23 protein-coding genes and 1 pseudogene are annotated in these 22,424 nt (G+C 66.9%); 14 read left to right on the top strand and 10 right to left on the bottom strand.

Annotation, left to right across the window (positions count from 1 at the left end):
- Nucleotides 1–125: 125 nt before the first annotated feature.
- Nucleotides 126–1,328 (bottom strand): cytochrome P450, encoded by a 1,203-nt coding sequence (locus tag A5757_RS20460; protein WP_066837902.1) that lies wholly within the window; start codon nucleotides 1,326–1,328, stop codon nucleotides 126–128.
- 15 nt (nucleotides 1,329–1,343) lie between these two features.
- On the bottom strand, nucleotides 1,344–1,949 hold the full coding sequence (locus tag A5757_RS20455; protein WP_066837899.1) for a TetR/AcrR family transcriptional regulator: 606 nt from the start codon (nucleotides 1,947–1,949) through the stop codon (nucleotides 1,344–1,346).
- A 105-nt stretch (nucleotides 1,950–2,054) separates the two neighbouring features.
- Between A5757_RS20455 and A5757_RS20450 the strand changes: the two genes are divergently transcribed.
- From A5757_RS20450 to A5757_RS20420, 7 genes are all read left to right on the top strand, one after another.
- Complete coding sequence (locus tag A5757_RS20450; protein ID WP_066838690.1) at nucleotides 2,055–3,221, top strand: spirocyclase AveC family protein; 1,167 nt, start codon at nucleotides 2,055–2,057, stop codon at nucleotides 3,219–3,221.
- 2 nt (nucleotides 3,222–3,223) lie between these two features.
- On the top strand, nucleotides 3,224–4,045 hold the full coding sequence (locus A5757_RS20445; RefSeq protein WP_066838686.1) for a CbbQ/NirQ/NorQ/GpvN family protein: 822 nt from the start codon (nucleotides 3,224–3,226) through the stop codon (nucleotides 4,043–4,045).
- Complete coding sequence (locus A5757_RS20440; RefSeq protein ID WP_066837890.1) at nucleotides 4,042–5,733, top strand: nitric oxide reductase activation protein NorD; 1,692 nt, start codon at nucleotides 4,042–4,044, stop codon at nucleotides 5,731–5,733. Before A5757_RS20445 ends, A5757_RS20440 begins: the two co-directional genes overlap by 4 nt.
- 97 nt (nucleotides 5,734–5,830) lie before the next feature.
- Nucleotides 5,831–6,607 carry an emopamil-binding protein gene (locus A5757_RS20435; protein ID WP_066838683.1) on the top strand — a complete coding sequence of 259 codons (777 nt, stop codon included), beginning with the start codon at nucleotides 5,831–5,833 and terminating at the stop codon, nucleotides 6,605–6,607.
- 4 nt (nucleotides 6,608–6,611) lie between these two features.
- Nucleotides 6,612–7,511 carry an NAD(P)-dependent oxidoreductase gene (locus A5757_RS20430; protein WP_066837887.1) on the top strand — a complete coding sequence of 300 codons (900 nt, stop codon included), beginning with the start codon at nucleotides 6,612–6,614 and terminating at the stop codon, nucleotides 7,509–7,511.
- 11 nt (nucleotides 7,512–7,522) lie between these two features.
- Entirely contained in the window at nucleotides 7,523–8,266 is a 744-nt protein-coding gene (locus A5757_RS20425; protein WP_066837884.1) for a hypothetical protein, read from the top strand.
- Between the two features lie 12 nt (nucleotides 8,267–8,278).
- Entirely contained in the window at nucleotides 8,279–9,238 is a 960-nt protein-coding gene (locus A5757_RS20420; RefSeq protein ID WP_066837881.1) for a TIGR03564 family F420-dependent LLM class oxidoreductase, read from the top strand.
- Nucleotides 9,239–9,256: 18 nt separating this feature from the next.
- On the opposite strand, the gene A5757_RS20415 is transcribed toward A5757_RS20420, so the two are convergent.
- The 3 genes and pseudogenes from A5757_RS20415 to A5757_RS20405 all read right to left on the bottom strand — a co-directional run bounded on the left by A5757_RS20415 (nucleotide 9,257) and on the right by A5757_RS20405 (nucleotide 11,720).
- Nucleotides 9,257–10,087: a TauD/TfdA family dioxygenase gene (locus tag A5757_RS20415; RefSeq protein WP_066837878.1), complete on the bottom strand. Its 831-nt coding sequence runs from the start codon at nucleotides 10,085–10,087 to the stop codon at nucleotides 9,257–9,259.
- Nucleotides 10,088–10,092: 5 nt separating this feature from the next.
- Nucleotides 10,093–10,416 carry a hypothetical protein gene (locus tag A5757_RS20410; protein WP_066837875.1) on the bottom strand — a complete coding sequence of 108 codons (324 nt, stop codon included), beginning with the start codon at nucleotides 10,414–10,416 and terminating at the stop codon, nucleotides 10,093–10,095.
- Nucleotides 10,413–11,720 (bottom strand): annotated as a pseudogene (locus A5757_RS20405) (aromatic ring-hydroxylating dioxygenase subunit alpha). The gene A5757_RS20410 and the pseudogene A5757_RS20405 overlap by 4 nt, the downstream one beginning before the upstream one ends.
- Before the next feature lie 104 nt (nucleotides 11,721–11,824).
- On the opposite strand from A5757_RS20405, the gene A5757_RS20400 reads away from it, so the two are divergent.
- The 6 genes from A5757_RS20400 (at nucleotide 11,825) to A5757_RS20375 (ending at nucleotide 17,237) form a co-directional block, all read left to right on the top strand.
- Entirely contained in the window at nucleotides 11,825–12,742 is a 918-nt protein-coding gene (locus A5757_RS20400; protein WP_066837872.1) for a LysR family transcriptional regulator, read from the top strand.
- Nucleotides 12,743–12,810: 68 nt separating this feature from the next.
- Nucleotides 12,811–13,470, top strand: a complete 660-nt coding sequence (locus A5757_RS20395; protein WP_082929601.1) for a TetR/AcrR family transcriptional regulator — start codon at nucleotides 12,811–12,813, stop codon at nucleotides 13,468–13,470.
- On the top strand, nucleotides 13,467–13,925 hold the full coding sequence (locus tag A5757_RS20390) for a VOC family protein (protein ID WP_066837869.1): 459 nt from the start codon (nucleotides 13,467–13,469) through the stop codon (nucleotides 13,923–13,925). The genes A5757_RS20395 and A5757_RS20390 overlap by 4 nt, the downstream gene beginning before the upstream one ends.
- A 14-nt stretch (nucleotides 13,926–13,939) precedes the next feature.
- On the top strand, nucleotides 13,940–15,241 hold the full coding sequence (locus tag A5757_RS20385; RefSeq protein ID WP_066837866.1) for an acyl-CoA dehydrogenase family protein: 1,302 nt from the start codon (nucleotides 13,940–13,942) through the stop codon (nucleotides 15,239–15,241).
- Between the two features lie 44 nt (nucleotides 15,242–15,285).
- On the top strand, nucleotides 15,286–16,275 hold the full coding sequence (locus tag A5757_RS20380) for a phosphotransferase family protein (RefSeq protein ID WP_066838676.1): 990 nt from the start codon (nucleotides 15,286–15,288) through the stop codon (nucleotides 16,273–16,275).
- Nucleotides 16,272–17,237 carry an NADPH:quinone oxidoreductase family protein gene (locus tag A5757_RS20375; RefSeq protein ID WP_066837863.1) on the top strand — a complete coding sequence of 322 codons (966 nt, stop codon included), beginning with the start codon at nucleotides 16,272–16,274 and terminating at the stop codon, nucleotides 17,235–17,237. The genes A5757_RS20380 and A5757_RS20375 overlap by 4 nt, the downstream gene beginning before the upstream one ends.
- Here A5757_RS20375 and A5757_RS20370 read toward each other — a convergent pair.
- On the bottom strand, nucleotides 17,234–17,746 hold the full coding sequence (locus A5757_RS20370) for a hypothetical protein (RefSeq protein ID WP_066837860.1): 513 nt from the start codon (nucleotides 17,744–17,746) through the stop codon (nucleotides 17,234–17,236). The two genes, A5757_RS20375 and A5757_RS20370, sit on opposite strands and share 4 nt — an antisense overlap.
- Before the next feature lie 14 nt (nucleotides 17,747–17,760).
- On the bottom strand, nucleotides 17,761–18,387 hold the full coding sequence (locus tag A5757_RS20365) for a TetR/AcrR family transcriptional regulator (protein WP_369815985.1): 627 nt from the start codon (nucleotides 18,385–18,387) through the stop codon (nucleotides 17,761–17,763).
- Between the two features lie 218 nt (nucleotides 18,388–18,605).
- Here A5757_RS20365 and A5757_RS20360 point away from each other — a divergent pair, with 218 nt between their 5' ends.
- Entirely contained in the window at nucleotides 18,606–18,854 is a 249-nt protein-coding gene (locus tag A5757_RS20360; RefSeq protein ID WP_066837855.1) for a hypothetical protein, read from the top strand.
- Here the strand turns inward: A5757_RS20360 and A5757_RS20355 are convergent.
- From A5757_RS20355 to A5757_RS20345, 3 genes are read right to left on the bottom strand one after another with little or no spacing between them, the layout of a single operon-like run.
- Complete coding sequence (locus A5757_RS20355; RefSeq protein WP_066837853.1) at nucleotides 18,851–19,999, bottom strand: acyl-CoA dehydrogenase family protein; 1,149 nt, start codon at nucleotides 19,997–19,999, stop codon at nucleotides 18,851–18,853. The two genes, A5757_RS20360 and A5757_RS20355, sit on opposite strands and share 4 nt — an antisense overlap.
- A gap of 46 nt (nucleotides 20,000–20,045) precedes the next feature.
- Nucleotides 20,046–21,194 (bottom strand): thiolase family protein, encoded by a 1,149-nt coding sequence (locus tag A5757_RS20350; RefSeq protein ID WP_066837851.1) that lies wholly within the window; start codon nucleotides 21,192–21,194, stop codon nucleotides 20,046–20,048.
- A gap of 19 nt (nucleotides 21,195–21,213) precedes the next feature.
- Entirely contained in the window at nucleotides 21,214–22,422 is a 1,209-nt protein-coding gene (locus A5757_RS20345; RefSeq protein WP_066837848.1) for a CaiB/BaiF CoA-transferase family protein, read from the bottom strand.
- Nucleotides 22,423–22,424 lie beyond the last annotated feature (2 nt).

The raw sequence follows: 22,424 nt of genomic DNA, 5'->3' as shown, positions 1-22,424 counted from the left end.
GCGTCGTGCTCAGTGTGGCGGCAAAGAGTCACGCAGAGCGGTCTTTTCAGCGATGCAGGGCCTTTTCAGCGAGGCCGCTCCTCCGACGGTAGCCGCCGGCGCGCACAATCACAAGTAGTTGATATTCAGACCCTGGCCGGCATGCTGTCCCAGCCGCGCACCGCCGACGACGAGCCGAACACCGCGTTGTCGAGGTCCACCTCCCAGTCCGGGAAGCGGTTCAGGATCTCCTCGAGACCGATCCGGCCCTCGAGCCGCGCCAGGGCGTTCCCGAGGCAGTAGTGCGCACCGACGCCGAATGACACGTGCTGTTTGGGCACCCGGGTGACGTCGAAGGATTCCGCGTTCGGACCGAATCGGGACTCGTCCCGGTTCGCGGCGCCGATCAGCGCCAGGATGGCACTTCCCTGCGGCACGGTCCGGCCGTGGAACTCGACGTCGCGGGTGACGTAGCGGGCGGCCTGCAGCGCGGGCGGCTCGTAGCGCAGGATCTCCTCGATCGCCCCGGGCAGCAGCGAGCGGTCCTCGACCAAGCGCCGCCGCTGGTGTTGATGCTCGGAGAGCAACTTGCCCGCCCAGCCCAGCAGCCGCGCAGTGGTCTCCGATCCGGCCACGGCCACGACGTTCATGAACATGAGCAGTTCGTCGCGGTGCAGTTTGCGGGTGACGCCATGCTCGTCCTCGAACTCGGCCTCGAGCAGCTCGGTGGTCAGATCGTCGGCGGGATGGTCGGTGCGCCAATCGATGAAGTCGGCGAACACCTGACCGTCGGTGAGGACTCCGTCGGGGTTGTCGGTCATCTGTCCGCCGCGCTGGGTGCGCACGTGCTTGTCGCCGTCCTCCTGGAGTCGGCGCTGATGATCCTCGGGGATGCCGAACAACATGCCGACAACCCGCATGGGCATGATCGCGCCGAGGTCGGTGACGAAGTCGAAACGGTCGCCACCCACCAGCGGATCCAGACACCGCTGGGTGAAGTCGCGGATCATCGGCTCCAGCGCGTTGATCTTGCGGGGCGTGAAAGCCCGTGCCAGCAGATTCCGGTGGATGTCGTGGATCGGCGGATCCTCGAAGATCAGCACTCCCGGCGGAATCTCCATGCCGGATTTGATGATCTCGAGAATGATCCCGCGCGCGGAGCTGAAGGTCTTGTTGTCGACGAGCGTCCGGTTCACGTCGTCGAAGCGGCTCACCGCGTAGAAATCGTGGGCTTCGTTGTAGTAGAGCGGCGCCTCGTCGCGGATCCGCTTGAACATCGGATACGGATCGGCGTTGAGCTCGGAGTGCCAGGGGTCGTAATAAAGCTCTTCGGTCGCGCTGGCCGTCATGGACGATCCTTTCGATCACTCGGGAAGTTTGATGACCGAGGTGTACATCTGCACCATCGGCCGATACAGATCCACATCGTCGAGTTCGCTGCCCAACACCACGGAGTCACTGGTGGCGACCAGCGCCTGAGCGAAGGCCAGCGGCGGGATGGTCAGCGTGGCGCCCAGCCGGTCCATCCCCTCGCTGATGAACTTCGCCAGCGCCTCGACCACCTCGGCCCGCTTGGCGGCGACGCGTTCCCGAGCCTCGGGGTTGCGCCGGAGGTAGAGCGTGAACTCCAGGCCCAACGCGGCATGCTCGGCGCCGCGGTCACCACTGAGCTGGCGCCAGCGCTCGGCGATCTGATCGAGTTCTCGTGCCCCGACCTCCCCGGACGCCGACATGACCTCGGCGAAGTTGTCGAAGTAACGACGCCAGTACCGGTCACTGACCGCGAGGAACAGATCCTCCTTGGCGGTGAAGTGTTTGTAGATCGCGCCCTTGGTATAGCCCGCGGCGTGCGCAATGTCATCGAGAGTCGCTGCGGTGAAACCCTTTTCGGCGAACACCTCCTCCGCGGCATCCAACAGGACCGACCGCGTGTGCTCGAGGCGCCGCTCCCGTGTCCACCGCTCCACCATGCCTGCATTCTGACACAGAATCTGAGCAACCTATTGGATACTCAGATACTCGCGGGTATATTTCCGCCCAGTTGCGCACCGTGTGTGACGTTCGAGGAGGCGTGTGTGAGCGAGCTGTCGGCCAGGAAGTCCCCCGTCACCGAATCGGTCGGCAGGACCGCCGACCTCGGGCGGCAGGGTCCGTCGTCGTCGGGCGCCTTCAAGTTCTGGGCGGCCGTCGGCGCCGTGTTCTTGGCGTACACGCTCTACGTGTTCATCCGGTGGGTCACCGGACCCTTCTTCGAACCGGTGGCGGGCGGTCCGACCGAACCACCGATGTACATGAAGATCCCGCTGATGGCCAATGCCATCGTGCTCTGGATTGGCCTGCCGTTCGCACTCTGGTTCTTCATCATCCGGCCGTGGGTGCGCGAGAAGCGCATCACCCTCGACGGCATGCTGCTCGTGTCGATGGGCCTGATGATGTTCCAGGATCCGATGCTCAACTACTACAGCACCTGGTGCACCTACAACGCATGGCTGTTCAACCAGGGTTCCTGGGCACCGCACATCCCCGGCTGGGTGGCACACGAAGAGCCGGGCCATACGGTGCCCGAACCGCTGCTGACCAATATCCCGGGCTACATGTACGGCGTACTGCTGCTCACCATCGTCGGGTGCGCGATCATGCGCAAGATCAAGAACCGCTGGCCTGCGATCAGCAATCTGCGGCTGATCCTGGTCACCTACGCGATCGCGATCGTGTTCGACTTCATCATGGAGGCACTCATCCTCCTCCCGATCGGCTTCTACTCCTACCCCGGTGCCATCCAGTCGTTGTCATTCAACGCGGGCACGTACTACCAATGGCCGATCTACGAGGGCTTTATGTGGGGCGGCGTTCAGGCGGCGCTGTGCTGTCTGCGGTTCTTCACCGATGACCGGGGCCGAACCGTGGTCGAACGCGGACTGGACAGTGTCCGTGGCGGATTCGTCAAACAACAGTTCATTCGATTCCTGGCGATCTTCGGCGGGGTCAGCGCATGCTTCTTCCTCTTCTACAACGTGCCCGCGACATGGCTCGGCATGCACGGCGATCCCTGGCCGGAGGATGTGCAGAAGCGCTCGTACTTCAACCCGGGTATCTGCGGCGAGGGAACCGATCGACCGTGCCCGAATCCTGATCTGCCGCTACCCACCAAGCACTCGGGCTACATCAACCACGACGGTCAACTGGTACTGCCCGAAGGGGTCCAGATGCCGCCGGTCGTACCGATCCAACGTCCCGAGTGATGATGACCGTCAGTGATTTCCGGCCGATCGGCGAACCCGGTTCATCGCCGCCGTTCTACCGTGCCGTAGGTGGGGAGGTCGCGGTCTTCCGGGCGGCTGCCCGCCGCGGATCCCCGGTGTTACTCAAAGGACCTACCGGATGCGGCAAGACCCGCTTCGTCGAGTCGATGGCGCACGAACTCGGCCGCGAGCTCATCACCGTCGCCGGTCACGAGGACATGACATCGGCGGATCTGGTGGGCCGATTCCTGCTCAAGGGCGGCGAAACCGTCTGGGCGGATGGCCCATTGACAAGAGCGGTGCGAAGCGGCGCCATCTGCTACCTCGATGAGATCGTCGAGGCGCGCCAGGACACGACGGTGGTGATCCACCCGCTCACCGACCACCGCCGGGAGCTACCCATCGATCGGCTCGGCATCACGCTGTCGGCAGCGCCGGGCTTTCTACTCGTGGTCTCCTACAACCCCGGCTACCAGAGCATCCTGAAAAGCCTCAAAGACTCGACTCGTCAGCGCTTCGTCGCGATCAGCCTCGACTTTCCGGCGGCAGTGATCGAAACCGAGGTCGTGGCCCGTGAAGCAGGGATAGATGCGTCCACCGCCGAGTCGTTGGTCGTCCTCGGAAACGCCATCCGTGATCTCGACGGCTCGGCACTGAGCGAGGTGGCGTCGACCCGCATGTTGATTCTCGCCGGCGGATTGGTCGCCGAAGGACTCAGTCTGCGTGATGCCGTTCAGTCCGCAGTCATCGAGGTGCTCTCCGACGATCCCGACGTGATCCGGGGTCTCGGGGCACTCGCCGAAGCGGTCCTACCCCAGAAGTGAACGCCGAATCCTGCGCACCGCAACACTTCCGGCTCCTCGCAAGCTTCCTTGCAGCCCGACGCGTCGACGTCGCGGTCGCGCCCGCGGGCGGGTTCGCGTACACCGACGGGCAGATCATTTACGTGTCGGCGAACGCCGATCCGGATAGACAGCGCCGCGAAGTGCTGCTTCAGAGTGCACTGCTGGGCGCCGGGAGCCTCGACGGTCGGTACGTCAAACGGTTGCGGGCGCGCCCCCCGCTTGCTCGGCGTTACCTCGCGCTCGAAGGCCACCGTGTTCTGGACGAGCTCGGGCGGCGGGTCCCGCTGGCGGCAGCCGTCGGGCAGGACTTCCCGCCACGGTCGGCCAGTTCCGAAGAGTCCCTGCAGATCGCCGCGGGCAGAATGCGACTCGATGCCCCGCCAGACTGGTTCGGCACGATCAAGCCGTCCAAACTCGTCGGCGTGCGAGCGGGGTCGGGTTCGCCGGCGACGGACACCGACGTACTGGCCAGCTTCGAGCTCGCCGAACGGGCCGAGATCGACGAGGACCACGACGACGAGGGGCCGCCCGAGAAGAGCTGGATCCTCAAGCTGTTCGAGGTTCCGCTCGGCACGCAGGCGCCCGCGCGGTTCCTGCGCAAGCTGTTCGGTGGGGCCCGGTCGTCCGGGAGCGAGACCGCAGGCGGCGAGTTGGGGGTCGGCTCGATGAAGCGGACATCGCGCGCCGGTGTGAACGCGCGGCCCCTGCCCACCCCCATCCGCTTCACCGGTGATGACAAGCCCGGTGCCGGACTCGGAGTTGGTGGGGCCCTGTATCCGGAATGGGACGTCTTTGGGGAGCGGTATCGAGAGGACTGGTGCCGCGTCGTCGACTTCCCGGTCGCGGTCACCGTGGGCGCGGCGGCCACCGGTGCGGCACGCGATGCCGCGCTCCGGCGCAGGTTGGCTCGTGTCGGCCTGGGTCCGAGAGCGTTGCGGGCACGCACCGACGGCGACGAGCTAGATACAGAAGCGCTGATCGACCTGTTCGTCGACTTACGTTCGGGCCATTCACCACTCGAGAACGTCTACATCGAGCGCCGCAGAATCGCCCGCAACCTGGGTGTGCTCATCCTCGTCGATGCGTCGGGATCGGCGACCGACGCCGACGGCGGCGGTCTCGCCGTCCATGAGCACCAACGCCGTGCGGCAGCCACGCTTGCGGCGACCCTCGAAGAACTCGGTGACCGCGTCGCGGTGTATGGATTCCGCTCACAGGGCCGACATGCGGTGCATCTTCCGGTGATCAAGAGTTTCAGCGAGCGGTTCGGCGCGCGTGCTCTGGCCCGCCTCGGCGACCTGCAGCCGTCGGGCTATACCCGATTGGGAGCCGGCATCCGCGGCGCAGGTGAGATCCTCAAAGCCCACGCCGGAACCCCGCATCGGTTGTTGCTGGTGCTCTCCGACGGCTTCCCCTATGACGATGGCTACGAAGGCCGGTACGCCGAAGCCGATTCCCGCAAGGCTCTCGAGGAGCTGCGCACCGACGGCATGGGTTGCCTGTGCCTTTCGATCGGCGCCACCGCCGACGCGGCTGCACTCGAGCGGCTGTTCGGCTCGGCGAGCCATGCGAGCGCCCCCAGCCTGGCCGACCTGAGTCCCCGGATGGACGTGTTGTTCCTGTCCGCGCTACGGGAGCTCGCCGCACCGAAACCGCGTGGGGGTTGAGCGAAGGATTGGGCAATCGCCCAAACGGTTTCCGGTAGCGAGATACCCTTGCTCGCAGAATTCGCAAGTAGTTGATATGTGCGGAGGTGTCGACGACATGACGACGGTCGGCGAACGGGAACCCAACCTCGCGCAGCCGTGGGCGCCGCACCGGCTCCGGATCTACACCTGGACCGGCATCTTCACGTTCGCGGTGTTCCTGGCGGTGACCATCGGCGTCAGCGTGGGCGTCATCGCGCCGACGTTCACCACCGATGTCGTGGTCAACCTGATCTTCGGGGTTCCCGTGATCCTGCTGCCGTTCGTGATCCTGTGGGACGCACCCGGCGAGCGACGGACGCGCCTCGACAAGGCGGCGGAGCTCTCGCTGTTCTACATGCCCTACACCGCGGGCAGCCAGATCGGTTACGAGCTGATGTTCCTCATCGGCCACCCCCTCGGCTTCTGGGCACCGACCGACGACCCGGGCTGGAAATGGCTGTGGTGGCAGTACGCGCTGGCCGACACCCGGTACGTCAGCGGCAATCCGTGGATCTTCGCGCTCGAGGTGGTCGGCGTCCTCACCGGCTGCACCGTCTTCGTGATGTGGACCCGCCTGATCCGCACAGATCTTGCGCCCGAGGCGCGGATCAAAGCCCTGTGGATCGCCTTCACCGGGTGCGCGATCCTGATGAGCAGCACCGCGGTGTACTTCCTGGCCGAGGTGGGCGCCGGGTTCGAGAACATCGGCCAGGGCGCGTGGGGCCTGTGGTTCAAATTCGTCGGCGAGAACATTCCGTTCATGGTGCTACCGCCCCTGGTCCTGTATTCGCTGCACCTGCAGATCGACTATCTGACCCGGCGGGCCGGTCCACAGACCGCGCGCCGGGTCTGATCGGATGCTCGACGCGCAGAAGATTCTCGTCACCGGCGCGACAGGCAAGATCGCCTTTCCACTCGCCCGGACACTCGCCCGAAACAACGAGGTATGGGGCGTCGCACGGTTGCGGGATCCGGACGACCGCCGGAAATTGACCGACGCCGGGATCACCCCGGTGGCATTCGATGTCGGTTCCGGCGACTTCTCTACGCTGCCCGACGATTTCACCTACGTGTTCCACGCGGCCGTCGACCCCGGCACGACCGGTTGGACCGGGTGCCTCGAGACCAATGCGCAGCGGTCCGGTGAATTGTTGTTCCACTGCCGGACCGCGAAAGGCTTCGTGTTCTGCTCCACCGGATCGATCTACGGGTATCAGGGCCGGCGGCCGCTGCGCGAAGACGATCCGCCCGGCGTGCCACTGCGCGCGAACTACAGCTTCTCCAAGGTGGCCGCGGAGGCCGTCTGCACATGGATCGCCCGACAGCACGGGATACCGCTGACCATCATCCGGATCTGCTCGACCTATGGGCCGCAGGGCGGTGCACCGGCCGACCGGCTCGCGATGATGTTGGCGGGCAGGCCGATCCGGCTGTACCCCGACGGCCCCAACAACTACAACCCGATCTACGAAGATGACTACGTCGCGCTCGGCATCCGGGCCATGGAGGTGAGCGCGACGCCACCGGTCGTGGTGAACTGGGCGGGCAGTGAGACGGTCAGCGTCGAGGATTATTGCGCCTACATGGGTGAACTGGTCGGCGTCGAGCCGGTCTTCGAGTACACCCCGGACGCCCATCCCCCGCTGTGGCCCGACGTGACCTATATGCATCAGATCCTCGGTGTGACGAAAGTTCCGTGGCACGAGGGCTTTCGGCGCATGATCGAGGCTCGGCATCCTGAGATCCCCCTGCACTGAAGGCGAACCGCATGCAACTTCCCGGGACACCGTCCGACGAGGTACCCGCCGTTCTCACTGCCGGGCGCGGCGATGTCACCACCCTCTTCGTGTCCATGGCTAGGCGCCATCCCGATGGCGCCGACGCCGACTATCTGCGCTGGCACAGCCTCGATCACCGGCCCGAGCAGCACCGGTTGTCCGCCGTGCGCGCGTCGCTGCGCCTGGTGTCCACCCCGGAGTGCCGGGCGGCGCGGGCGGTGAGCACAGGTCCCCACGACGCCGTCGACCATGTGATGACGTACTTCTTCACCGACCCGGGCGGGATGGAACCCTTCATGGCGCTGTCCACGGCGCTCGGGGACTCCTGCCGCAAGCTCCCGCTGTTACCGCCGGTGGAGCGCGGGGTCTACCGGGTGGACGACCGCGCCGCCGCGCCGCGCGTCAAGGTCGGCGGCGACGTGCTGCCGTGGTGGCCGGTACGCGGCGCCTATGTCCTGCTCGAACGCGGGGCCGCGCCGGTCGACGAGTTGCTGGACGTCGACGGTGTCGCCGGGGTGTGGACGGCGACCTCTCTGGCGGTGGGCCGTCGTCTTGCGAGCGCCCCTGCGGGACAGACGATCTCCTACCTCTTCCTCGACGACGATCCGGTCCTCGTGGCCGGCCGGCTGCGGCCGAACCTGACGAAGCGATGGCGTGGCGATGACGTCGCACCGCTGTTCGCCGCGCCGTTCCAGACCGTGGTGCCGCATGAATGGGATCGCTATGTGCCGTGAACGGAGGACCGCATGAGGATTGGGTTGATGGTGGGGTCCGACCGGGAACGGGGGCGTGCGGACCGGTTGAGCGGGCTCCTCGAGCACGTCCGGGCAGCCGAGACCCAGGGCTTCGCATCGTTCTGGTTCCCGCAGGTGCCGGGTTATCTCGATGCGATGACGGTCGTGGCTCTGCTCGGCGCGGCCACCGAACGGATCGAGCTCGGCACCGCGGTCGTGCCTATTCAGACCCGCCACCCGCTGATCATGGCGCAGCAGGCGCTCACCACCCAGATCGCCTGCGACGGAAGGTTCTCCCTCGGTATCGGGCCCTCGCACCACTGGATCGTCGCCGACCAACTCGGCCTGTCCTACGACCGTCCGGCCGCCCAGGTCCGCGACTATCTCGACGTGCTGGCAGCCGCCCTGTCGGGACCCGGCCCCGTCGACGTCGAGAACGACCACCACCGCGTGCACGGATCCATCGACGTCACCGACTCTTTCGGCGCGCCCGTCCTCATCGCCGCGCTGGGTCCGGCGATGCTGCGTATCGCCGGTGAGCGCGCCGCGGGAACCATTCTGTGGATGGCCGACGAACGCACCGTCGAGGGCCATATCGCTCCCCGCCTCACCGCTGCCGCCGAGGCGGCCGGCCGGACCGCGCCGCGCATCGTCGCCGGTGTGCCGGTTGCGCTCTGCGCCCCCGGCGAGGTCGACACCGCACGCGCGTACGCCAGTGAGGTGCTCGGGCACGCCGAACTCTCCCCCAACTATGTGCGCCTGCTCGAACACGGCGACGCCAGCGACGTCGGGGACACCATGGCCGCCGGTGACGAGCAGGCTGTGCTGGCGCGGCTGCGCCGATACCGGAACGCGGGGGTCACCGACCTCGCCGTGCGGGTCATCCCGCTGGGCGCGGACGCGTCGGAACGGCAGGAGTCGGGTTGGCGCACACAGGAATTCGTGGCGTCGCTGACTGCCGAACTGGCCTAGCGCGTCGACGCACCTACGTCAGTGCAGCGGTTCCTCGCCTGCCAGGATCGTGCGATGCATCAACCGTCCGCTGTCCTCGGCGTAGGGGAGCACTCGGTGCATGGTGCCGGTGTTGTCCCAGATCAGCAGATCCCCCGGCTGCCATTCGTGACGGTAGACGTACTGAGGCTGGGTCGCCCAGTCGCGCAGGCGGGTCAGTAGCGCGCGACTCTCCTCCACCGGCATCCCGGTGACGTAGTCGGCCGTCGCGCCGAGCAACAGTGACTTGCGCCCGGACCGGTGCGTCCACACGATCGGGCACACCTTCGTCGGCGACTTCTGCCAGAAGGTGAGTTCTTCGTAGCTCATCTCGGGACGCACGTAGTACTGCGAGCGTTCGGCGCTGTGCACCACGCGCAGATCGCCGATGAGATCCTTGTCGGCTTGCGGCAGATCGTCGTATGCGGCGTAGGTGTTGCAGAACTCGGTCTCTCCCCCGGTCTGCGAGAGACGCACCGCGCGGAGCAGTGTCGCGAGATTGGGGTAGGGCTGCAACGAGCCGTCGAAATGCCAGAACATCGATCCCTTGAGGTAGTCCGCCTTCTGGTTGACACTCTTGTCCAGCGAGATCTTGTAGATGCCGCTGTCGCCCTCGTTGTCCACCAGATTGCCCAGGGTGCGGGCGATGGCCACCTGCTGCTCGTCGGTGAAGTCCAGTCCGCGGACGAAGACCACTCCGCGCTGTTCTAGGATGGCGCGGATCCCGGCGGCTTCCCGGCCGCTGAGCAGGGTGTCCAGATCGGTGCGGATCTCGCTGGCGATACGGGGCGCGACGTTGACGACTTCAAGCCCCGCGGAGGTCAGATTCATCGCAGTCAGCTCACTCTCGTCAGAATCGTGCTCGCCGAGTGCTTCACGCGGGGCTGGTTCCACAACTCGACCGCCAGGGACACCGTGATCAGGGAGTAGAGCAGGTTGCGCAAGTTCGCCACGTCGTCGGGCAGTGGTTCGGCGTAGTCGAACTTGTCGACGTAGGCCACCGCATCTTCGGCGTTCGGGAAGATTTCGTCATAGAAGGCGCGAATCTGCTCCATGGAACTGTTCACCCGCTTGAGGTAGCGCTGGTGCCCGTCCTCGATCGCCCACTCGTCGACCAGATGTTCCAGATGCGAGAACTCCCGCGGCAGAAGGCCAGTCATGATCGGTTCACCGGCTGCGTCTGGGCTGCCACTCCCTGATCGACATAATCGCCGACGACCTTGTGGAGGTGGCGCAGCAGGATCTCCTCGTCGTTCATCGTGAAGTGCGTGAGTACGCCGCTGTTGAGCATCGCTTGCAGACCTTCGGACGGACTCGCGTCCTCGAGGATGATGTCGTTGAGAAACGTCATCGTCAGTTCCTGGCCCAGCCGTTCGCGGTGGGTCGTGGGCGGCTGGTAATACGCCTCGGTCTCGAAGAGGTGCGAATGCGGCCCGGTGGGCCAGTGGGTGTGCACCGTGTATCCCGACGCTCCGAAGATGAGCACGAAGTTCGGGAAGAACTGATACGAATCGAAGCCGTGTTTCTCCGACCGGGTCGGGTTGATACCCGGTGGCATCGGACCGCGATCGGGCTTCTTGTTCCACGGGCCCGCCGCGCTGGCCTCCATGACGCATTCGATCGGTTTGGAGTACGGGGTCTTTCGCGACGGCTCCCCGGCGAAGGAGAACATCCGGTGCGGGCCCTTGAGCTGTTAGGCCAGCGCGTCGGTGAACGGGTTCGGTTGGTCGAAGGCTTCCCTGGCCTCCGCGGTGACCGCCCCGAACGACGACGCGTGCAGGTATGGCCCGTGGTAGCTCTCTGCGAAACCGTCCAGGAATATCTTCCAGTTGCACTGCAATTCGGCTCTGAACCGGTAGACCTCGTGCGGTCCCGCGAACGGATACCCCTCCAGATCGTGTGCGAGTTCGCCGAGGAAGTCGCGCACCGATTCGGTGTTGTGCGGATTGAGGTTGATGAAGATGAAGCCCTCCCAGACCTCACACTGGATGGCAGGTACACGACAGCTGTCTGCGTCGAAGTCGAGCAGCAGATCCTTGCGGGTGACCGAATGCAGAGAGCCGTCCAGCTTGTAGCGCCATCCGTGGAATCGGCAGTACAGCAGCGGAGCGCGCCCTGACACCTCCTGGAACGGATCGTCCTCCCACAGCATCTTGTTGCCGCGGTGCGGGCAGATGTTGTGCATCGCCCGGATTGTCGGCTCGCCCCCTGAGTCCTTGCCACGCACGATGATGACGGAGGTGTTCAGGAACCTCAGCTCGCGCGTGAAGTAGCTGCCCACCTTCGGAACCTGCTCGACCCGGCCCATGTAGAGCCATGTCTTCCTGAAGACGTGTTCGCGTTCCTTCTCGTAGAAGTCGGTCGAGACACAGTCCTCGAGGGACACCGGTCCCCTGCCGAGTTCGGGGTAGGCGTCGGTCCAATGGGCGCCGGCGGGCTTGGCCACCCGTGTGACGTGACTCATGAGGCCCTCCTTCGCGCCGAAGGTAACAACGAACCGCTCTGGCGAAACAGCCCGAAAGTCGCAACTCCCTGTTGCATATTTGGAACAGCAGCCGAGGAGGAAACATGGAGCAGAACCTTCCCTACGACCTGGGTGCGCTGCTGGTGTTCGGCAAGGTCGTCGAGCACCGCAGCCTGTCGAAGGCGGCCGCGTTACTCGGGATGCCGAAGTCGACGGTCAGCCGCAAGCTGAGCAGGCTCGAATCCGACCTTGGCATCAAGCTGCTACGCAGGAACACTCATCAGCTCACGGTCACCGATCTCGGCGAGAAGATCTACCAGCATGCGGTGAACATCCTGGCGGAGGCCAACGGCGTGCGGGCCCTCGTCGAGGGCAGCAGGGAGGAACCCCAGGGCGAATTGCGCGTGGCCATGCCGGTCTTCCTCGGCATCGACTACGCATCCCGCGTCGGCGCGGCGTTCCTGCAACACTATCCGCACTCGCGACTGGACATCCGACTGGTCGACAGCATGATGGACCCGGTCCGGGACGGCTTCGACGTGGTCTTCGGCACCGGGCCGCTGCAGGATTCGACCCTGATCGCCCGGAAGGTCTTCAGCCTCGAGCTGTTCCTGTGCGCGTCCGCCGGCTTCGTCGCGGAATTGGCCGAGCCGGTGAGCGAACCGGAGCAGCTGAGCGGACTGCCCTTCATCGAGTTCGGCTTCGGCGGCCCCGGCAGGCTCACCCTGACCCGTGACGGGCACACACACGAGCTGACACCCCGGATCCGAGCCCGCGCGAACAACTTTCAGGTGTGCAAGCGGTACATCCTGGAGGGACTCGGCATCGGGGTGATGCCCACGCAGATCATCTGCACCGCCGAGTTACGCGAGCGCACCATCGTCCCGGTGCTTCCGCAGTGGCACGTCGAACCGCTCGACGTTCACATGGTGTATCCCTTCGAGCTGTCCTTCTCCACGCTCATCAGCGCGTTCTACGAATCGGCCTGCGAGATCATCGTCGAGAACATCGCCCGGGCCTGACGCCGGGCAGTTAGTTGGACAGACGTCAGCTATAGGCACCGCGCCAGACCGCTGATACTGTCCGATATATGCGGGCCAAGGCGGGGCTATCACCAGCTGACGAGGGTCAACGTCGCGCCACCTTCCAGCGCGCCCGCTCGCACGAGACCAAGCGGGCCCTGGTGGCCGCGGCGATGGCGCTGTGGCGGACGAACGGCTACGCCCAGACCACCGTCGCCGACATCTGCCGGGCGGCAGGCGTGTCCCGCGCACTGTTCTACTTCTACTTCCCCGCCAAGGAGGACGTGCTGTTCGCGGTGGGCCTGACCTCGACCCGCGCCGCCCGCACGACGGTGCGCCGGCAACTGCGTGGTGACTACGACGTGGAGGCCGTCATCTCCAAGGCGCTGCACAGCCTGCAGCGCTCGATGGCGCGCAATCCCCCGGATCTGATCGTGGAGACGATCCTCGAGGGCTATCGCCACGAGCAGCGGATCCTCGCCGGTGACGACGATGCCCATACCGACGCCGACATGTTCGGCGAACTGTTCGCGACGGCGCAGGCCGACGGCAAACTGGCCGCCGGAGTCGACGCCGCCCATCTGTCGCGCCTGGCGCAGATGCACGTCAGCGAAGGGGTACGGCACTGGGCGATGGGGGGTTTGGGCGGCCGATCGTTCGCCGAGGTGGTCACCGCCGATATCGCGGCACTGATCGCGGGGTTCGATCTACGAAGCAGGCACAGATGACCTCACCGCTGTCCGCGGCGGACCTGTACCACGTCGGCGTGGTCGTCTCCGATCTGGAGGCGACCGCGGCCCGCCTGTCCGCCGTCGCGGGATACCGCTGGACGAAGACCCTGGAGTACACGGTTCCCGTCACCACACCCGCCGGGGATCTGGAAGTGCCGTTCCGGCTGTGCTTCTCGGTGCAGGCACCGCATCTGGAGCTGGTCGCCGAGATCCCCGGCACGCTCTGGACCGCGGCGCCCGGCGGCACCACCCACCACCTCGGGTACTGGGTCGACGACATCGAAACGGTCTCCGCGGAATTGTCGGCCTGCGGTTTCGCGTTCGAGGCAGGCCCCCGGGGCGACGGTCCACCCACATTCGCCTATCACCTCGACTCGGGCGGTACGCGGATCGAGATCGTCGACCGTGCGATGTTCGGTGACTGGGCCGGCTTCCTGGAAACGATGAGCTGAGAAGGAGACTCGATATGGCATGGGACTTCGAGACCGACCCCGAGTACCAGAAGGTGCTGGACTGGGCCGACGAATTCGTCCGCGAGGAGGTGGAACCGCTCGACCTGGCGTTCCCGCACCAGCAGTTCGTCCCGCTGGACGGGCGACGTCGGGAGGCGATCGATCCGCTCAAGGAGCAGGTGCGGCAGCGGGGGCTGTGGGCCACCCACCTCGGTCCGGAGCTCGGGGGGCAGGGCCACGGTCAGCTCAAACTCGCTCTGCTCAACGAGATCCTGGGGCGATCGCAGTGGGCGCCCATCGTCTTCGGCTGCCAGGCCCCCGATACCGGCAACGCCGAGATCATCGCCCACTACGGCACCGACGCGCAGAAGGAGCGCTATCTACGGCCTCTGCTCGAGGGGGAGCTCTTCTCCTGCTATTCGATGACCGAACCGCACGCCGGCGCCGACCCGACCCTGTTCACCACCCGCGCGGTCCGCGACGGGGACGGCTGGATCATCAATGGTCAGAAGTTCTTCTCCTCCAACGCGGCCACCGCCGCCTTCCTCATCGTGATGGTGGTGACCAATCCCGACGTCAGCCCCTATCAGGGCATGTCGATGTTCCTCGTGCCGACCGACACCCCCGGGGTGCGCATCGTGCGCAACGTCGGCCTGTACGGGGAGGCCGACGGCGAGGGCAGCCATGCGCTGATCCACTACGACAACGTGCGGGTGCCGGCCGATGCACTACTGGGCGGGGAGGGGCAGGCGTTCGCCATCGCGCAGACCCGACTCGGCGGCGGCCGCATCCACCATGCAATGCGCACGATCGGGTTGGCCCGCAAGGCGATCGACATGATGTGCGAACGCGCGCTCAGCCGTCAGACCCAGGGCAGCCTGCTGTCGGACAAGCAATTCGTCCAGGGTTACATCGCCGACTCGTATGCGCAGCTGCTGCAGTTCCGCCTCATGGTGCTCTACACCGCGTGGGAGATCGACAAGTACAACGACTACAAAAAGGTGCGCAAGGACATCGCCGCGGTCAAGGTGGTGATGCCGACCGTCCTGCACGACATCGCCTGGCGCGCCATGCAGGTGCACGGCGCGCTCGGCGTCACCAACGAGATGCCGTTCCTCGGCATGGTCACCGGCGCCGCGGTGATGGGGCTGGCCGACGGTCCGACCGAGGTGCACAAGACCACCGTCGCCAAACAGGTACTCCGCGACTACCGTCCGACCGACCAGATGTGGCCGACCGAGTGGATCCCCGGTAAGCGGGATGCGGCGAGAGCCAAGTTCGCCGACTACCTCGAAACCACGGTGGGCAATCTGTGAGCGATCCCGAACCCACCGTGGACACCGCACGTCTTGCGGACTGGATGGACCGCCGGGCGCTGCCAGGCGCGGGTGAATCACTGCAGACCCGATTCCTGTCCGGCGGCACCCAGAACGTCATCTACGAGCTGCGCCGCGGTGAGCACCGCTGCGTGCTGCGTATGCCCCCGCCCAGTGCGCCACCGGACCGCGACAAGGGCATCCTGCGCGAGTGGCGCATCATCGAAGCCCTCGACGGCACGGAGGTGCCGCACACCGCGGCGGTCGGGGTATGCGACGACCCCGCGGTCCTCGGTCGCCCCTTCTACCTGATGGGCTTCGTCGACGGCTGGTCCCCCATGGATACCCACGGCAAGTGGCCGGAGCCGTTCGACAGCGATCCGTCCACCCGGCCCGGGCTGAGTTATCAACTGGCGGAGGGCATCGCGCTGCTGTCGAAGGTCGACTGGCGCGCCAGGGGCCTGGCCGATCTCGGCCGCCCGGACGGCTATCACGAACGCCAGGTCGACCGGTGGACGGGATTCTTCGAGCGCATCAAGGGCCGCGAGCTCGACGGGCTCGACGTGGCCACCGAGTGGCTGCGCGCCCATCGCCCACTCGACTTCATGCCGGGTCTCATGCACGGCGACTATCAGTTCGCCAATGTGATGTACCGGCACGGCGCTCCGGCGCGGCTCGCCGCGATCGTCGACTGGGAGATGGGCACCGTCGGCGACCCGAAACTGGATCTGGCGTGGATGGTGCAGAGCTGGCCCGCCGACACCTCCGCGCCCGCCGCCGACGAGATGTCCTATGTGGACATGGTGGGGATGCCGACCCGCGATCAGGTGGTGGCGCACTACGCCGAGATCTCCGGTCGCCAAGTCGACGACCTGGACTATTACCTCGTGCTGGCCCGCTGGAAGCTCGCGATCGTGCTCGAGCAGGGCTTCCAGCGCGCAGGCGACGACGGGAAGCTACAGGCGTTCGGCCCGATCGTGCCGGCGCTCATGCGTTCGGCCGCCGACCTCGCCGAATCCACCGACTACCGATGAGGGCGGCGGTCTGCCCTGTCCACGGCGACCCCGAGGTGGTGCGGATCAGCGAGCAGGCCCCGCCCACACCGGGCGCGGGGCAGGTCCGGGTGCGGGTGCGCGCGGCCGCGGTCAACTATCCCGACGTACTGCTGATCGCGGGCCGCTACCAGGCCACCGTGCCGCCGCCGTTCGTGCCCGGTAGCGAGTTCGCCGGCGAGGTCGTCGAAATCGGGGATGGCGTCGGAGGTTTCACCGTCGGCGACCGGGTGGGCGGCACCGTCATGTACGGCGCGTTCGCCGAAGAGATCGCCGTCGATGCGACTGCGCTGTCCCACCTCCCCGCCGGCGTCGACGACCGTGCAGCGGCCGCGTTCGGCGTGGCCCACCGCACCGCTTACCACGCGCTGCGCTCGGTGGCCCGGATCGCCGCCGGCGACGACGTGATCGTGCTCGGCGCCGGAGGCGGCGTGGGCCTGGGTGCGGTGCAACTCGCGGCGCACCTCGGTGCCCGGGTGACCGCCGTCGCGTCGACGGCCGAAAAGCTGGACGCCGCATCGGATCACGGCGCCCACCGCCTGATCGACCACCGATCGCAGCCACTGCGGGACGCCCTGCGCGACGCGGTCCCCGACGGGGCGGCCGCAGTGATCGATCCCGTCGGCGGCGAACTGTCCGAACCGGCGCTGCGCGCGCTGCGCCGCGGGGGACGCTTCGTCACCATCGGTTTCGCGTCGGGCACGATCCCCCGGATACCCCTCAACCTGGTTCTCGTGAAAGGCGTTGTCATACAAGGATTTCAATTCGGCGACATTCCTGCTGACGAATTCCGGCGCAACGAAGCCGAGCTCGGTGAGCTGTTCGCCGCAGGCGAGGTGCGACCGCACATCGGTGCGGTCCACCCCCTCGACGACGTCACCGCCGCGCTGCGACAGGTCGCCGATGGCCGCGCCGTCGGCAAGGTCGTTATCGAGTTGACCTAGCTGGCCGGGATGAGATCGGTCGCCACCGAGCGACGGGTCATCATGCCGCAGCGGAAGGTCTCGACGTGCTGGTCGGCAGCGCGGTCGTCGGCGCCCACGGCGGCCAGCGCCTGCGACTTGAACGCCCGGGCGGCCGCGCTGAGTTCGTGACGCACCGCGTCGACGTCGCTGTGGAGTTCCGCGGGACAGTGGTCGCCCCACACCGTCACCTCGGTGAGGCCGTGGTCGAGCGCCTTGCGAACGTGCCGGCGCACCCGCTCGTCGTTCTCGAACAATCCGGCCGCGACCGACACGGTCTGTGGGTGCGGACGATCGGTCCAGGATTCGAGCACCGGCTCCAGGTCCAGCACCGTGGCGCCCAGAATCTCCAGCGGTCGGACATCCTCTCCGGTGTTCGGGATGAGTACGGTCACATCCCAGCCGGCCATCGCGCGGTCGAACAGCCAGCCGCCGGCGAAGGCCACGGCGTCGGTGACGGACGGACTGACGATGTCGAGGCGGTAGCGCATTTCGGTCTCCGTATTCATCGAGCGGACGCTTGGGGCGGTGTCGTGGTCAGGGCGAAATCTCGGGCCAGAGACTCCGCGTACTGCTGGAACACTTCGGCCAGGGGGATCGAAGGGTCGAGCAACCATGAGGTCTCCATTCCGTTGACGAAGGCGAGGATCTCCATGGCTTTGAGAGCAGCATCGAGGTCCTCGCGGTACCGGCCGGCGAGCTGACCGCGCCGGATGATCTCGGTGACGATCTCCACGGCTGCCCGCTGGCGCATGAGCAGCCGGTCGTGCAGCGGGGCGTCCTCGGCGATGTTCTCGACGAGCAGCACCGTGAAGGTGCCCACGAGTTCGGGGGCCCGCTGGAAGCGTTCGGCCACCCGGGCAATCTGCTCGAACAGATCGCCCGACCGGTCGGCGTGGGTGTCGTCGTCGGTGTCGCGGGCGTCGAGGACCGCGTTGAGCAGCTGTTCCTTGGATTCGAAGTGGTGCAGCAGACCGGCCGGGGTCACGCCCGCGGCCCGCGCGATCTGCGCCAGGGACGTGTTTCGCCAGCCGTTGCGCGCCAGCAACCGCTCCGCGACGCCCAGGATCCGCTGTCTGCGGTCTTCGCCCTTGGCGAAGAGTGCGGCGTAGGGCCGCTGCGTTTGTGCCACAGACACGGAACTCCCCTGTTCGAACCAACCTAGTGAACACACAGTAGGTTGGTTTGCGCGGTGTGACAAGGGTCTCACCGGTGAAAGGTTTAGATCGTCATCACACCCGCAGGTCAGGGCACGCGGCCGTTGACCATGGCCCGCGGATCCGACGTAGATTGGTGGGACGCAACAGAAGTTCCAGACGTCGCAAGACGACCGGACGGAAGGACGCGACCGTGAAGTCCAGCAGCATCGCCGCCACCACCATCGTCGCCGGCGCGATCGGGGCCGCCGCCCTCGGCGTCGGGGTAGGGACCGCGCAGGCCGACCCATGGCTCCCGCCACCGCCACCGATCCCGGGGTTCGTCGGCCCCGGTCCCGGAGTGCTCCCGCCGCCCGGCCACCTGAACAAGATCTTCGGCCCGCCCGGGCATTGGCACATCCACGGCGTGAAGATCAACCCCGGGCACGTCAACCACCGCTAGAGGCCGAGCGATTTGGCGATGATCACCTTCATGACCTCGCTGGTCCCCGCGTAGATGCGGGCGACGCGGGCGTCGTTGTACAGCCGCGCGATCGGATACTCCATCATGTAGCCGTAGCCGCCGAAGAGCTGCAGACAGCGATCCACGGCCCGGGCCTGCATCTCGGTGCAGAACAGCTTCACGCGAGCGGCGTCCTCCCGGGACAGCACCCCGTCGACATGGTCGAGCACCGCGCGATCGAGCATCGCCTGGGCCGCCTCGATCTCGGTCGACACCGCCGCCAGCTCGAACTTCGTGTTCTGGAACGACGCGACCGGTGTCCCGAACGCCTTGCGGTCCTTGACGTAGTCGATCGTGGCGTGCAGCGCCGATCGGGCCTGGGCCACCGAGCCCACCGCCACCGTCAACCGCTCCTGGGGCAGGTTGTGACCGAGGTAGCTGAATGCCTCACCCTCCTCCCCCAGCTGATTGGCCACCGGGACGCGAACGTCGGTGAACGACAGCTCAGCGGTGTCCTGCACCTTGCAGCCCATCTTCTCCAGTTCGCGGCCGCGTTCGAAGCCGGGCATCCCGTCCTCGACGACCAGCAGCGTGAGCCCGCGGCGCCGGTTGTCCGGATCGGTCGACGTGCGCGCCACCACGATCACGAGGTCGGCCTGGATGCCGCCGGTGATGAAGGTCTTGGCGCCGTTGAGGATGTAGTGGTCCCCGTCCCGCACCGCGGTGGTCCGCACCCCGGCCAGGTCCGATCCCGTACCCGGTTCGGTCATCGCGACCGCGGTGAGCAGGGTGCCTGCGGCCATCCCGGGGAACCAGCGCTGCCGCTGCTCGTCGTTCGCGTAGTGCAGGAAGTACGGCAGGATCACCTCGAGCTGGGTGCGCACCGTCGAGAGGGTGACCAGCGCGCGGGCCGCCTCCTCCTGCAGCACGACGTTGTAGCGGTAGTCGTCCACGCCGGCGCCGCCGAACTCCTCGGGGATCGACATGCCGAGCATGCCCAGCGCGCCCATCTGCTTGAAGACGTCGCGCGGCATGCGGCCGGCCTTCTCCCACAGCGGGTACTGCGGCACGACCTCCTTCTCGATGAAGTCGCGCGCCAGCTCCCGGAACGACTCGTGATCCTCGGTGAACAGCTCTCGACGCACAGTGCCTCCTCGGCGGCAGATCTTGGGGCGGGCTTGGGGGGCGAGTTCAGGTGGCGAGTTCGACCAGCGTGGCGTTGGCGGTGCCGCCGCCTTCGCACATGGTCTGCAACCCGTAGCGGATTCCGTTGTCGCGCATGTGGTGGATCATCCGGGTCATGAGCACGGCGCCCGACGCCCCCAGCGGGTGGCCGAGGGCGATCGCGCCGCCCAGCGGGTTCAGCCGGTCCTCGGCCGCGCCGGTCTCGGCCAGCCATGCCAGGGGAACCGGCGCGAACGCCTCGTTGACCTCGAACACGCCCACCTCGTCGACGCCCACGCCGGCCTTGCTCAGCACCTTCTCCGTCGCCGGAATCGGTCCGGTCAGCATGAGCACCGGATCGGCGCCGGTGACCGCACCCGCGGTGTAGCGGACGATCGGCGTCAGCCCCCGGCGCGTGGCCTCCTCGGCGGTCATCACGAGCAGGGCTGCCGCACCGTCGGAGATCTGCGACGAGTTGCCCGCATGGATCACGCCGTCCTCGGCGAAGGCCGGTTTGAGGCCGGCGAGTTTCTCGACCGAGGTGCCGCGGCGGATGCCCTCGTCGGCGGTGACGGCGGCGCCCTCGCCGGGCGTCACGGCCACGATCTGGTCGTCGAACGCGCCCGCGTCCTGCGCCGCGGCGGCGAGTTCGTGGGAGCGTGCGGAGTATTCGTCCAGACGGGTCCGTGAAAAGCCCCACTTCTCGGCGATGCGTTCGGCCGAGATGCCCTGGTTGAACGAGAACCCGTCGTAGCGCTCGAGCACCTTGGGGCCGTAGGGCATGCCCGTGGCGCGCGCCGCACCGAGGGGCACCCGGCTCATCACCTCGACACCGCCGGCCACCACGACGTCCTGCTGCCCTGACATCACGGCCTGGACGGCGAAGTCGAGTGCCTGCTGGCTCGAGCCGCAGGCACGGTTGACCGTCGTCCCGGGAATCCGTTCCGGCCAGCCCGCGGCCAGCACCGCGTAGCGGCCGATGTTGCTGGACTGGTCGCCCACCTGGGAGACGCACCCCCAGACGACGTCGTCGACGATGTCGGGATCGATACCGGCCCGCGTCGCCAGCTCGTTGAGCACGAGGGCCGACAGATCCGCGGCGTGCATGTCCGACAGGCCGCCGTTGCGTTTGCCGACGGGTGTCCGGACGGCCTCGACGATCACGGTCTCGCGCATGTGTTCTCCTGCTCTCGTATCACTCGTGCGCCGGGCCGATCGCGCCCTGCTCACGCAGCGCATCGATCTCCTCGCCCGACAGCCCCAACCCACGCAGTATCGCGTCGGTGTGCTGCCCGAGTCCGGGCACCGCCCCCATGGGCTGTTCGTATCCCTCGATCACCGGCGGCGGCAGCAGTGCGGAGATCTCACCGTTCGGCGTCTGCACCGGCCGCCAGCGGTCCCGGGCACTGAGCTGCGGATGACCGATGACCTCGCTGGGCACGTTGTAGCGGGAGTTCCCGATACCCGCGTCATCGGCCGTCTTCTGGATGTGCGCGAGATCGTGCTGCGCACACCACGATCCGATGGCCTCGTTCAGCACGTCGCGCCGAGCCACCCGGTCGGCGTTCCCCGCGAACGCCGGATCGTCCGCGAGATCCGGACGGTCGATGATGTCGCGTGCCAGCCGCTGCCACTCCCGGTCGTTGGTCGTGCCCAGGACGACCGTCTGGCCGTCGCGGGTCGCGAAAGCGCCGTAGGGTGCCACCGCCGGTGAGCTCATCCCGAGCGGTTGCTGGTCGATGCCCGAATGCTGGGTGTAGGCCAGCTGGTAGCCCATGATGTCGGTCATCGTGTCGAACAGACTGACCGCCACCGCCGGTGCAGCGCCCTGGGCGCCCCCGGCGTCGCGGGCGTAGAGCAGGCTCATGATCGACAGCGCGGCGTAGAGGCCGGTGGAGATATCGGCCACCGGCGGACCGGGTTTGGCGGGCATCCCCGGGTGCCCGGTCACCGCGCACGCCCCGGACTCGGCCTGGATCAGCAGGTCGTAGGCCCGCTTGTGCGAGATCGGCCCGCCCGCGCCGTAGCCGTCGATCTCGACCGGGATCACCTGCGGGTGACGGGTTTTCAGATCCGCCGGCGAGACCCCGATGCGCGCGGTGGCGCCAGGCGCGAGATTGGACACCAGGACGTCGGCGCTGTCGAGCAACCGGTGCAGCACCTCGATACCGGCCGCCGACTTCAGATCCAGGCTCACCGACTCCTTGTTCCGGTTGGCCCACACGAAGTGCGCAGCCTGACCGTGGACGACGTCGTCGTAGTGGCGGGCGAAGTCCCCGCCGTTCGGGTTCTCCACCTTGATGACCCGCGCACCGAAGTCGGCGAGCACCCGGGTACACATCGGCGCCGACACCGCCTGCTCGAGGGCGATCACCGTGATACCGGCAAGCGGAGCTGTGCTCATCT

Origin of the sequence: Mycobacterium sp. 852013-51886_SCH5428379, assembly GCF_001665575.1 — a bacterium.
Classification (GTDB): Bacteria; Actinomycetota; Actinomycetes; order Mycobacteriales; family Mycobacteriaceae; genus Mycobacterium.
Note: the sequence above shows the minus strand (reverse complement) of the source record. Positions and strands in the feature narration are given on the sequence as shown.